This window comes from Paenibacillus liaoningensis (assembly GCF_059609455.1).
Map to the genome: position 1 here is coordinate 52,896 of NZ_JCAALU010000016.1, position 12,517 is coordinate 65,412.

Annotated in this window: 10 protein-coding genes; 9 read left to right on the forward strand and 1 reads right to left on the reverse strand. The window is 51.3% G+C overall.

The genetic code is table 11. The annotated features are described in order from the left end of the window. Window positions 1-354 precede the first annotated feature (354 nt). The 5 genes from AC6B99_RS24095 to AC6B99_RS24115 all read left to right on the forward strand — a co-directional run bounded on the left by AC6B99_RS24095 (window position 355) and on the right by AC6B99_RS24115 (window position 7,049). Window positions 355-1,935, forward strand: a complete 1,581-nt coding sequence (locus AC6B99_RS24095) for an extracellular solute-binding protein (protein ID WP_056031903.1) — start codon at window positions 355-357, stop codon at window positions 1,933-1,935. A gap of 78 nt (window positions 1,936-2,013) precedes the next feature. Beyond that, the gene (locus AC6B99_RS24100) at window positions 2,014-2,961 is read left to right on the forward strand and encodes an ABC transporter permease (RefSeq protein WP_496664412.1); all 948 of its coding nucleotides are present in this window, start codon (window positions 2,014-2,016) and stop codon (window positions 2,959-2,961) included. Window positions 2,962-2,972: 11 nt separating this feature from the next. Then, on the forward strand, window positions 2,973-3,845 hold the full coding sequence (locus tag AC6B99_RS24105; RefSeq protein ID WP_056031898.1) for a carbohydrate ABC transporter permease: 873 nt from the start codon (window positions 2,973-2,975) through the stop codon (window positions 3,843-3,845). A gap of 21 nt (window positions 3,846-3,866) precedes the next feature. Continuing rightward, a complete protein-coding gene (locus AC6B99_RS24110; RefSeq protein ID WP_496664413.1) occupies window positions 3,867-5,213 on the forward strand; it encodes a four-carbon acid sugar kinase family protein in 1,347 nt (448 codons plus the stop codon). A gap of 39 nt (window positions 5,214-5,252) precedes the next feature. Continuing rightward, entirely contained in the window at window positions 5,253-7,049 is a 1,797-nt protein-coding gene (locus AC6B99_RS24115) for a PrpR N-terminal domain-containing protein (RefSeq protein WP_496664414.1), read from the forward strand. 231 nt (window positions 7,050-7,280) lie between these two features. On the opposite strand, the gene AC6B99_RS24120 is transcribed toward AC6B99_RS24115, so the two are convergent. After that, entirely contained in the window at window positions 7,281-8,111 is an 831-nt protein-coding gene (locus tag AC6B99_RS24120) for a TIM barrel protein (RefSeq protein ID WP_494879033.1), read from the reverse strand. A gap of 418 nt (window positions 8,112-8,529) precedes the next feature. On the opposite strand from AC6B99_RS24120, the gene AC6B99_RS24125 reads away from it, so the two are divergent. The 4 genes from AC6B99_RS24125 to infC all read left to right on the forward strand — a co-directional run bounded on the left by AC6B99_RS24125 (window position 8,530) and on the right by infC (window position 12,496). Continuing rightward, window positions 8,530-9,570, forward strand: a complete 1,041-nt coding sequence (locus tag AC6B99_RS24125; protein WP_496664415.1) for a copper amine oxidase N-terminal domain-containing protein — start codon at window positions 8,530-8,532, stop codon at window positions 9,568-9,570. A 226-nt stretch (window positions 9,571-9,796) separates the two neighbouring features. After that, window positions 9,797-10,321, forward strand: a complete 525-nt coding sequence (locus tag AC6B99_RS24130; protein WP_056031882.1) for a VanZ family protein — start codon at window positions 9,797-9,799, stop codon at window positions 10,319-10,321. A gap of 185 nt (window positions 10,322-10,506) precedes the next feature. Then, window positions 10,507-11,949 carry a nicotinate phosphoribosyltransferase gene (locus tag AC6B99_RS24135; RefSeq protein ID WP_494863832.1) on the forward strand — a complete coding sequence of 481 codons (1,443 nt, stop codon included), beginning with the start codon at window positions 10,507-10,509 and terminating at the stop codon, window positions 11,947-11,949. Window positions 11,950-12,007: 58 nt separating this feature from the next. Then, window positions 12,008-12,496 carry a translation initiation factor IF-3 gene (gene infC, locus AC6B99_RS24140; RefSeq protein ID WP_056031879.1) on the forward strand — a complete coding sequence of 163 codons (489 nt, stop codon included), beginning with the start codon at window positions 12,008-12,010 and terminating at the stop codon, window positions 12,494-12,496. Window positions 12,497-12,517: the final 21 nt, after the last annotated feature.

A 12,517-nucleotide genomic window follows, 5' to 3' on the forward strand; every position in this document is an offset into this window, starting at 1 on the left:
TAAGTAAGCGCTTTAATTTCATGCTACAGCCTTTATTTTTTAAAGTCAATGCTCTAATTTCATTATAAAATGAGGCAGCTGAAGCGATGGAGCTTCAACTAAAGGAAAGGAAATCACTACTAATTGTTGCAAATGCCAAAAGGCAAACTTCACCAGAAGCGGAATTTCAGAAAAAATGATTGCAATTTGCTCTATTTTGCGATAATTTAGATACAAGAAAGCGATTACATTTCACAGGAGGTCAATCAATTTACCGGAATGTGTTGTAATAAGCAACATTCAATGAAGCGGAGATGTTCAAATTGTTAGTGCTTACTTATGCAAGCCAAATGACAATTGGGGGAGAATGCTCAAATGAACAACAAATGGAATTGGAAATCCGTTACAACGATGTCGATGGTACTGCTTCTTGCATTGACCGCTTGCTCCAATGGAGGAAATAAGGCGGCTCCGTCAGCTTCAACGGGTACAAATGAGGGATCGGCCGGAGGGACGACAACCTTTTCCTATATGATGGCGGGAAAATATACGAATTGGCTACAGGATTTGAATTGGTACCCTGTGCTTGAGGAAAAGACGAATACGAAGGTTGAACTGGTGAATGGCGGTGAAGATGATGATGCTTACAAGAAAAATTTGGAGCTCAAAATCGGCTCCGGCCAGTTCCCGGATTCCGGCATCGTCTCGCTGGCACAATCTGAGGTATATGGCGGACAAGGGCTGTTCATTGATCTAAAGCCTTATATTGATAAATTCGCGCCCAATATTAAAGCTTATCTGGATGCGAATCCGGATTATGCCAAGCTGATGACGACGAAGGATGGCGAAATTTTTGGCTTGGCGCAGGAATATCCGACGATATCGAATGTAACCTTTTACCGGGCGGATATGTTTGAGAAGGCGGGCATTACGGCGAACCCGACGACGGTTCAGGAGTTTACAGATGTACTGAAAAAGCTGAAGGAAGCGTACAAGGACACAGCCAATTTTTACCCATTCACAGGGCGAGACGGCTTTTTGAAGTTTCAGGAAGCTTTTGCGGCTAATGACAAAATCGTCGATGGCAAAGTGCAAGGCATTTATGAGAATGGCAAAGGATCGGATATTTATTCACCGGGCTTTAAATCGCTCATCGAGTGGTATGCGCAAATGTACCAAGATAAGCTCATTGATCCAGAATGGGTAGCAGGCACTGCGACCGAGGAATCGTGGCAGACGAAAATGCTGACGGGCCAAGGCGCAATCAGCAGCGACTTCTTCACACGTCCATCGTGGTTCATGAACAACGGCGGACCGGAAAATGATCCGAAATACAGCATTAAAGTAATGGAACCGTTCAAAGACGCTGACGGCAATCAGACGATGCTGCCTCCAACTGAGGAGAAATACAGAATGGACCGGGTTTTCGTCATTAATGAGAAGGCGGAGGACAAAGCGGAAGGCATTATCAAATTTATGGATTACATGTTCTCGGATGAGGGCAGAACGCTGATGGACTACGGTGTAGAAGGCAAGTCGTATAAGGAGGAAGGCGGCAAGAAGACATTTACCGTCAAATTCGAGGAGCAGGGCAATAAGCCGATTGGCACGCCGGTATGGAACTTCCTTCAGGATCGCCTGACGTTCCCGGTACCTGTCAACAATGAAGCGTATTACCAGTGGATGGATGATTTGACGAAGTCTTTTGCAACAACGTTTTTCGATAAATATACATCCAAGGAATTCAGCTCGCTGAAATATTCAACGGATCAATTGAAAGAAAGAACGGTGCTTCTCGCGAATGTGAAGCAGGCGCTTAATGCGGCGCTTGTGAAATTCATCAGCGGCCAGCGCAGCCTGACGGAGTGGGATGCTTTCCTCGGCGAAATGGAGCAGGCAGGCTACAACAAGCTGACCGAAATCGACCAGGCCGCATACGACGCTATGTCTAAATAAGCTTTAGGTGGCTCCTTTCGCTCCGGCGTAGGGGAAGAGAGGGGCTGCCCTTCAATTTGAATCCAGAGGTGGGCTGAGATGAGCTCAATCGTAAAACGGGCAACATCCAAAAACAGCGGACTGCTTAAGCGGATGTGGGACGCCAAAATTTTATATTTGATTTTGCTGCCGGGTCTGGTTCATTTAATTCTATTCAAGCTGCTGCCGCTGTTCGGGCTGGTCATAGCGTTTCAGGATTACAGCATTTTCAAAGGCATAATGGGCAGCAAATGGATTGGACTCGAGCATTTCAGCAAGTTCATGAGCGACCCTTATTTCTGGAAGCTGGTCAGAAATACATTGCTGCTCGCTTTTTTCAATTTGCTGTTTGTGTTTCCGATTCCGATTATTTTCGCCTTGTTCGTTAACGATGTGCGGCTGTCGGCGGTGAAGCGTTTCGTGCAAACGCTCAGCTTCTTCCCCTATTTTATTTCGTCAGCGGTTATTGTTTCGATTTTGTATAAAGTGCTGTCGCCGCAGGGCGGACTGGTGAACCAAATGCTGAATTTCGCAGGTTTTGAAAGCGTATTCTTCATGGCTGATCCCGGCTGGTTCCGCCCGCTGTATGTCATGCTTAACGTATGGCAGCTATTCGGCTACAGCGCCATTATTTATATGGCGGCGATGACGAGCATCGACCCGCATCTGTATGAAGCGGCGGACATTGATGGCGCGAACCGATTTAAGAAAATTATTCATGTGACGCTGCCTTCGATTTCCAGCACGATTGTCGTCATGTTCATTTTGGCTATCGGCCAAATTTTGACCGTCGATCTGGATAAAATTTTGCTTATGTACAATCCGAGCATTTACGATACGGCGGATGTCATTCAAAGCTACGTGTATCGCCAAGCGTTCGCAAGCGACGGCTTCCCGAATTACAGCTTTGGCGCGGCTGTTGGCCTGATGCAGTCTGTCATTGCTTTCGTGCTCGTGATGATGGCGAATAAAGTATCGAAAAAATATTCCGAGTCCCGGTTGTTCTAGGAGGCGGCAAGATGAAGAAGTTTAGCTGGTTTGATCTGATCAACAACACTTTGCTTGTCCTTGTCGCCTTGCTGTGCGTCTATCCGTTCGTGCTCATAATGGCCACATCCTTAAGCGACGGCAAAGCGGTCGTGGCAGGCTCGGTATATTTGCTGCCGAAGGGCATCAATCTCGAAGCTTACAAATATATACTCGGCAATGAACGGCTTGGGGTAACGGCAGGGCTGCTGAATTCTTTATTTTATACGGTCGTTGGCGGCTTTGTGGCGGTGCTGGTGACGTTCATGACGGCCTACCCGCTGTCGCGCAAAAGGCTGGTTGGGCGCTACACGATTATGCTCCTGTTTCTATTCACTTGGGTGTTCGAGGCGGGAATCATTCCGAACTATATCGTCTATAACGGGCTGGGGCTGGTCAATTCCTGGCTGGTCATGATTTTGCCGATGGCGGTCAACACCTTTCTGCTCATTATTACAAAATCCTTCCTCGACGAGCTGCCCTATGAGCTGGAGGAGGCGGCCGTTATCGATGGCGCGAACGATTGGCAAATCATGTGGCGGGTGTTTTTCCCGCTCAGCAAGCCGATTATTGCAACGATCAGTGTATTTAATGCCGTCTACATTTGGAATCAGTTCCTCATTCCGATGATTTATTTGCAGGACCGCAGCATGCAGCCGATTACGGTCATTCTCTACAATATGATTATTAATTCCAGCAAGGGCGGTACTTCGCTTGAAAATATTACGGTAAACGGCGTGCAGCTGCTGCCGCAAAACCTGCAAGCGGCCTCGATTTTTCTTGCGGTTGTGCCGATTTTGCTTATCTATCCGTTTACGCAAAGGTTTTTCACGAAAGGAATGCTGCTTGGTTCGGTCAAAGGCTGATCTTGGACGCGGGGTGATGACTTGAAAATTGCAATAATCGCAGATGATTTTACAGGCGCTAACGACTCGGGCGTTCAGTTCGCAAGAAGCGGTCTCAAAGCTTCGGTTCTGCTTAATTTTGATGAAAACACAGCCGCAGCCCTCGATGACGACGTTGTGATTATAGATACGGACAGCCGCTCGCTTGGTGCTCAAGAGGCTTATGATCGCGTGCGGACGGCGGCTGAATATGTGAAGACGAAGCCATTTGATGTGATTTTCAAAAAGGTGGACTCGACGCTCAGAGGCAACTTTGGCGCAGAATTCGATGCGCTGCAGGACGTGCTTCAGCCGGATTTTATCGTCTGTACGCCTGCCTATCCGGAATACAACCGTACGGTGAGGGACGGTTCTTTATATTTAAATGGACAATTGCTGCATGAGACGGAATTTGCGCTTGATCCGAAGACGCCGATTACCATCTCCGGCATTCCTGAGCTTATTCGCAGGCAATCCGAGCGTGCAGTGGCTCTGATTTCGAGCGCAGATATGGCGCTTGGTCACGCGCATTTGAAGCGAAGGCTTGCTGAACTGGCTGCTGAAGGATGCCGTTATCTCGTATTTGATGCGCAAAGCGAGCAGGAGCTGCGCGGGATCGTATCGCTGTTTGAGGGACTTGAATATCGCATCATATGGGCAGGTTCGGCTGGATTGGCAGGATGCCTGACAACAGCTGGCAGTACCGTTCATGAAGCGGTGCTTGAGCTGGCGACGAGCGATGTCCCAGTGCTTGCTGTTATCGGTAGCGTCAATTTTAAGACGCGCCAGCAGCTCGCCTTGCTGCTTGCTGAGCCGCAGGTTGCTGGTATTCGGCTGGCGGCGCATGTCATGGTTGCACCTGATGCGGCTTGCAACGCCGAGCTAAAGCGCGTATACGCTGCGGCGGCACTTGCCTTGCAGCAGGGGAGGCCAGTCGTGCTCTATTCCTCCGGCGAACAAGAAGAGATCAAGCTTGCAATGGAAGCTGGAAGCAAGCTGGGCATGGGACAGACGGAAGTCAGCGACAGGATTGCGGAAGCGCTTGGCCGTACGGCCGCACAGCTGGTTGAGGCGTATGGCTTGAATCGCCTCATCTTGACGGGAGGCGATACGGCGAAGCAGTTTTGCCGCTTCGCCGGTATGGAGAAGTTCCGCCTGCAGGGCGAAGTGGAGACGGGCGTGCCGATTGGGTTATTTTCAGGAGCAAAAGAAGTGTATGGGGTAACGAAGGCGGGCGGCTTCGGCTCGGGCGATGTATTCGTCCGCACGCTGCACCTGCTGCAAGGAGGAGGGGGTGGCAGCGCGCCACACCCTGCCGGGCACAATACTGTTCATTCGGATCGCGTTTAGCTATAATGAGTGTATTAAACTGCAACGGTGATGATGAGGATGAAAATAAAAATAGTAGTAGTTGCCCCTTACCCGGGGCTCGTGGAGCTGACAACAAGCTTGCGGGAAGAGCTGAAGGAATTCGAAATCAAGGTGCTGCAGGGCGATTTATCCGAAGTGCTGCCGCTCATGAACCGCATCCATCTGGATGGTTACGATGTCATTATTAGCCGGGGCGGAACGGCTCGACTGCTGCGCAAGCATTCGTATTTGCCCGTCATTGACATTCAGGTGTCCGGCTTTGATATTATGCGGATTTTAATGGTTGTGAAGGGCTATCAGGCCAAGATCAAAATGATCGGCTTTCCTAATATTATAGAGGGCTTTATTTCGGTATCCGGTTTAATGGAGGTTGATATTCCTTATGCCTCGGTTCAACAGGAGAGCGAGGTGGACGAGGCGCTGCGGCTTGCGAAGGCTGAGGGCGTCAAAGTCATAGTAGGCGATAACATTACGGTGCGCAAAGCCAATGAACATGGCATGCAGGGCGTGCTCATTACGTCTGGGCGCGAGTCGGTGCTTGAAGCGTTCGCTCAGGCGAAGCAAATTTATAAAGTGTCGGAAAGCTACAAGCAGAAGAAGCTCGCTTTCGAGCGGCTGCTGGACACGATGGATACTGGCTATGCCATTGTGAATGACAAGGGCATTATCCAATTTTCTAATGAAGCTTTTAATGCGTGGTTCCACTTGCCTGAAAATCAAACCGGGCTGTACGCCGATTATCCCGTATTCAGCCGTTATATGGCTGATTTGGACAAGGGCGTTGCTTTGGAGCTGCTCGTGCAGCTGGATGGGCAGCGCCAGGTCGCCGTATCTGGCGGCAAAATGAATGATGATGCTGGCGACTGCATGTTTTATTTGAAGGTTCGCCCTGTAGAGCAGCCGGGCTCTGGCATAACGATGATGTACACAAGCAAGCAGGATAATGCCTTCCCGCCGCTCGTAATGACCGATCATGAATTTGCTGGGCAGTCGCCTTCCGAGCGTGCTTATCCGCTTGCTGTGTTTGGCGAGACGGGAGCAGGCAAGCGGCTGTTTGCGATTAAGCGCTGGAGCTCCATGCCGCAGAGCGGCAGTGAAATGATTGAACTGTCGATCACAAAGCGTTATGATGCAGCAGCGCTCGCTGCGTTAAGGAAGCTGCTGTCAACGGACAATGAGGAGCTTATTATTTATATCCGCGGTGTTGACCAGCTGTCGCTGGCTGATCAGCGCGAGCTGGCGCCAGTGCTTGCCGCAGCGCCGGGCAAAATCATTTTATCGTTTGACCGCAGTCCACTGGAACTGAAAAGCAGCAATGCGCTAGACGGCAAGCTCTGTGATACGTTTGCCGGGCGAATTGTCAGCATGCCTCCGCTGCGGGAGCGGCTGGATGATCTGGACGAATACATCCGCACGTTCCTCATTATGTACAACGAGCGTTATGGCAAGCAAATTGTCGGCCTGCGCCCGGAAGTAATGGAGGCGCTGCGCACACATGAGTGGCGCGGCAATTTGTTCGAGCTGCGCAACATCATTGATCAATTTGTCAGAAGCTCCGACGGCGAATATGTGGAAGCGGAGCGAGTGGAGCTGCTGAAGCAGGCGGGCTCCGGCTTAGGTGCCGGGGGCCATGAAAGCTCCGAGCATTCTTCTGAAGCAGGCGGGCTTGATTTGAGCAAGACGCTTGATGAGATTGAATATGATATTATTCGCACAGTGCTGGAGCAGGAGGATATGAACCAATCTGCTGCTGCCAAGCGTCTGGGCATTAACCGCTCGACGCTGTGGCGCAAAATGAAGCCTTCCGGCTCATAAACGATTGAAGCCTCCGGCTCACCATGGGTGTATTGGATATAACATGTAAGTTGCATGCAAGCAAGAAGAAGCCTTTCCCTCCCGTATGGATAACGGTAGAGAAAGGCTTCTTCCCTATGCGAGCAGCAACGCTATGTATGATACAAATACGTCATTGCTTATTTATTTAATGCGTCAGACCACTTAGTGGTAGCCGTTAGCCTATTCGCTAGCTGTCTTTCTTATGAATAACTAAGCGATATAAGGCTGAACCACAGCCTTCACCCGCTCCAGCCCCTCCCACATATCTCCCGGCCCATCATAGACGAGCACGTATGCGCCATCAAAACCGGAAGCTTGTACCTGATCAAGGCAGCGGCGAAGCTCGTCCTGATCGGGATATCCATGCTCATTATTTATCGCTTTCACATGAATGGATACGCTGTGCACAGCTGTGCGGCCAATATCCTCATATTTGGCTGGTCCGCTGAAATTTCCGAAATCCGTAATGAGATCAAGCGAATCCCCTGCCTGTTCCAGCAGCTCCATACAGCTGTCGCCGACACTCGTAAGCAATTTAAAGTTTTCGGTTACGATCTTCACCCCGCGCGCGGCGCCGTAATCCACCAGCTTAATTAAAGCTTCGGCAGACTGGCGAATGGCCGCGTGATCGGTTGGCTCTGCTTCGCCGGCGATAATGCGGACCTGCTTGGCCCCACAAGCTGCCGCTACGTCGATCCATTGCTGCATGAGCTGATAGTCAGCTTCTCGGCGTGCCGCCTCGGGAGAAGTTAGATCGCCATAATCGACGAGCAGTGTGTCAAAGGATAGACATGCAGCCGAAAAAGAATCTCTTAGCTGCTGCAAATAAGCGGCTTCCGTAGATGGGAAATGGAAATGGCATACCTCGATGGCTTGATAGCCTTTGGCTGCTGCGACAGCTGGCAGCTCCAGCAGTGTCAGCTCCAAGGGCTGCTCATGATCAGTCGTTTGGTGGGTTTGCGTTTCAGCATCCCAGGACGTCCAATGAAGCGGGCCAAGCAGTCTATGCAGGCTCCAGCTGTTCAGCGATAAATATGACATACAACATCCCGCCTTATCTTTTCATGTGGATTAGGAGCTGCGAGGAAATTAGCGGTACTTTATTTCGTCGCAGTCTCTTACATTATAAGGTTATTGTACCATGCGCAAAATTTGCCGCAAGAGACTTTCCTTTTTTCGCAATGCCTTGCAGTGGGCTGAAAGGAGCTAGGACAATGGGGGCCAAATGCAATAGGTGGCGAGAATAATGTCGAATCCAATCGAATGAGGGCTGAATGCGGACTGAATGCGGACTGAATGCGGACAAAACCCGATTTTGAATATAAGAGCCGAGTCCCTTGCTGCTGCTTCCCATTTAAGAGATGATTTTAGGAAAAGCACGGTTTCTATTTTGCTTGCTGCTGGCTAAGCCATCTGGGAGCAAGGGAGCCGGGCGAGGAATGGAGTGAACGACTACCCAATGAAAACATTTAAAATTAAATCTGTTATGCTTCTCGGCCTTATGCTTTGCATGCTGCTGCCTCATGCGGCCTCGGCGCAGGGCGATTCCAGTTCCAATAAAGCGATTGTTGCACAGCCGCTTCCCGTCAGCCTGGCCTTTGATGGACAGAAGCTGGAGTTGCCAAGCGGTCAATACGTATTTGAATATAAGAGCCGGACTTATGTTCCAGTTAGATTCGTCTCTTATGCGCTTCAAAAGACGGTGAAATGGAATAGCGAGACGGCGACGGTAACGGTAGCTGAACCAACGGCGGAAGAAGCGGCGGCATTGAAAAAGCAGCTTGCTGGCGTGATTGCGGATGATGAGGCTGCCGCTGCGGCGACTTCTTCACCAGTATCAATTAGACTGACAGAGGTGCAGGCTTCCTTCGTGTTTGAAGGAAAGGAGCAGGCTTTGCCTGCGAATCAGTCCGCTTTTTATTACAAAGGGTCGATTTATGTGCCGATCCGCTTTATGGCGGAAGCATCCGGCGCTGCAATTAAATGGGATAGCAAGACAGGCGCTGTAACTGGCGAAACGGCCGCTTATCAGCAGGAGCAGGCCGAAGCAGGCGGCAGTGGAGGGAGCGGCGAAGGCTCGGCGGGAGCCGGCAGCACGCAGCCAGGTACCGGGGAAGGCAGCCAGCCAGGCACCGGAGGAAGCAGCCAGCCTGGTACAGGCGGCGGCGGAGCAGTCGACAATACGCCGAAGGTGGCGTATGAGGTTATTACAAGCGAGGCAGAGGGCAAGCTTGATACGCTCAAAACCGAAGCGACCTCGACGCTGACGAATTTGTATATGTCGTTTGTGGCAGCGCGAGATGAAGCAACGAAGGAGCAGCTGAAGCTGCAGGCCCAGACGGAGGTTGCCCGGATCAAAAGCGATTTCGAAGCGATATTAGCGGATACGGCAGCCAAGCTGACGGCTAACGGCCACAGCACAGCTGTTATTGCGGAATACCGCGCCGCATTTGAGAAGGATTTGGCGACTGTGCTTTCCTATGCTGAATCGTTGGCGTAATGCCCTGAATGCCATAAGAAGCTCCTTCTAAAGCGGGCAGGTCGCTTCGAGCGATGTATAGCCAGTCGATGAAAGGTCCCCGATCCAAAGTCGGGGGCTTTTCGTTTATTTTTAACAGGTTATGCGTGCGCAAGTTGTAGGTCGGAAAGAAAATTTGATACAATTAGGATCAATCATGAAACGTTTTGTTTCGAAAGAGCGGAATGAAGGATAGGAGCTGAACAAGGTGGAAACTAGGAGCAATCGTTATATAATAGGAATATGGCTTGTTGTTTTGGCAGCTTGGATTTTGTTTGTGTTTCATCTCTCCTCGCAGTCCTTCGACCAGCAGACGATTAGGCCAAAGCTGCAAGCGTGGATCGGGAAGGAGCAGCTGATCCGGCTGTTGCCTGATTTGTCGATCACGTATTTAGGCAAGACGATTGAGGCCAAAACGAATCCGTATCATTTTGTCGAATTTGTTTTTCGCAAGAGCGCCCATCTGTTCGTTTATGCTATGCTAGGAGCAATCTGGTTTATGCTGCTGCGCGTCGTCATGAAGGGACGTATGCTTGCGCCAGCGATGCTGTCGCTTTTAGCGGCGGTGACCTTGGCAGCGCTCGATGAGCGAAACCAATTAACCAGCCTGAACCGAACGGGCAATCGTATGGATGTGGTCGTTGATTTTACAGGAGCGTGCATCGGAATTGTGGTGTGCCTGCTTCTGCTGGCAATGGTAAAGCTGTTATACAGAAAAGGAAGGTCGCGTTAAATTAAAATATAGGATTGGATATGATCTTCACTTCCTTTCCCTATATTTCTCGGACTGTAACGCGCTGCTCCGCCAAAGGATGACGACAGCCGTTTCACCTTGAAAGCGCCGCCGTTCATCAGGCATGGACACTCCTTCTTCGCAGCCCCTGTCAGACATCATTTAGAACGGAGTGACTTGTGTCTGTGAATAGCGCAAATTTAACGCTGCATACGGATAAATACCAAATCAACATGATGTATGCGCATTGGAAAAATGGAACGGCAGATACGCCAGCGGTATTCGAGGCGTATTTCCGCAAGCTGCCTTTTGGCAATGGATATGCTGTATTTGCGGGACTTGAACGCATTGTAAAATATATAGAAGAGCTATGCTTCGGGGAAGAGGAGCTTGCGTATTTGGCTGAGCAGGAGGAGCAGTACGAGCCCGCTTTTCTCGAACGGCTGCGGCAGTTCCGTTTCAAGGGCAGCATGTACGCGATGGAGGAAGGCACGGTCGTCTTTGCGGGTGTGCCGCTCATTCGCGTGGAGGGCACCATATTTGAATCGCAGCTTATTGAGACGGCGCTGCTGAACTTCATGAATTACCAGACGCTGATTGCGACGAAAGCGTCGCGTATTGTGCAGGTTGCGGACGGCGATACGCTGCTGGAGTTTGGGACAAGACGGGCGCAGGAGGCGGATGCTGCCGTGTGGGGCGCGCGTGCCGCTTATATTGCCGGCTTCCACGCTTCGTCCAATATGCGGGCGGGGATGCTGTTCGGCATCCCGGCTAAAGGAACGCATGCCCACTCCTGGGTGCAGGGACATGATACGGAGGAAGAGGCTTTCATGAAATATGCCGAGGCGCTGCCGGATCAAGTGACGCTGCTCGTCGATACGTACGACACGCTGGAAAGCGGCGTGCCGAATGCAATTAAGACGGCTCGCTGGCTGGAGAGCCAAGGCAAGCAGCTCAGCGCGATTCGCCTCGACAGCGGCGACCTCGCGCTACTATCCAAGGAGGCGCGCAAGCAGCTGGATGCTGCGGGGCTGCCGCATGTGAAGATCGTCGCATCGAATGATCTCGATGAGACGCTGATCTTTAACCTCAAGGCGCAAGGGGCGCGCATTGATATCTGGGGCGTGGGCACGCAGCTGATTACCGCTGCGGACCAGCCTTCGCTTGGCGGCGTGTACAAGCTGACCGCACGCTGGAAGGACGGGCGTTACGTGCCCGTCATCAAGCTGTCTGCGAATCCCGAGAAGGTGACGACGCCGGGCCGCAAGGATGTGTTCCGTATCCGCAACCTGAATACGGGACTGGCGCGGGCTGATTATATTGCGTTATGCGGCGAGGAAGAGAAGCCGGACGGCAGCAGGCTTAAGCTATTTGATCCGCTGCACCCGTATATATACAAATACGTGAGCAACTACGAAGCGGTCCCGCTGCTGAAATGTATTTTCGACAAGGGCAGTCTCGTTTATGAGCTGCCGTCCCTTTCGCAGGTTAGGCAGTTTCATCAGGAGCAGCTAAGCAGCTTCCTGCCGGAAGTGAAGCGCAAGCTGAATCCGGAATTTTATCCGATTCATCTAAGCGAGAAAACGTGGCAGATGAAGATGGACCTGATTCAGCAGCATCAAGAGTAGCTGTGCGATTAGCTGGGTAATGAGAATAGAACAGAGCAGCAGAAAGAAGGTTGTTACGATGCTGATGAATGAGAAAATCAAAGCTTCTGAGGTGGAGCTGACGGGCTTGAACGGCGAGCCGCTTGGTGTCGTTTCCCGCGCAGAAGCGCTCGCGCTGGCGAAGCAGCACAAGGCAGATCTCGTATGCCTGTCCATTATGAGCAGTCCGCCTCCCTGCAAGCTGATGGGGCGCGGTACAGCGAAGCAGGAGGCCAGCCAGGCCAAGCGGCAGGAGAAGGCACAAGGCCAGCCAGCGAAGGTAAAGGAGCTGCGTCTCGGCATTGATATTGAGCAGCATGATTACGACACTAAGCAGCGCCAGGCTGTGAAGCTGCTGGAGTCGGGCCATGCGGTGCAGCTCGTCGTGCGCGTTCAAGGAGGCAAGCAGGGGGCTGCTGGCAAGACGCTGCTGGAGCGCCTGCTCGCTGATCTTACAGAGCAAGGCAAGCCGCAGACAGGCATTCAAGTAAGCGGCAAGCAAGTAATGGTACAGGTCAATCCGTCGTGAATAGGCGCTTCATTGCCGATT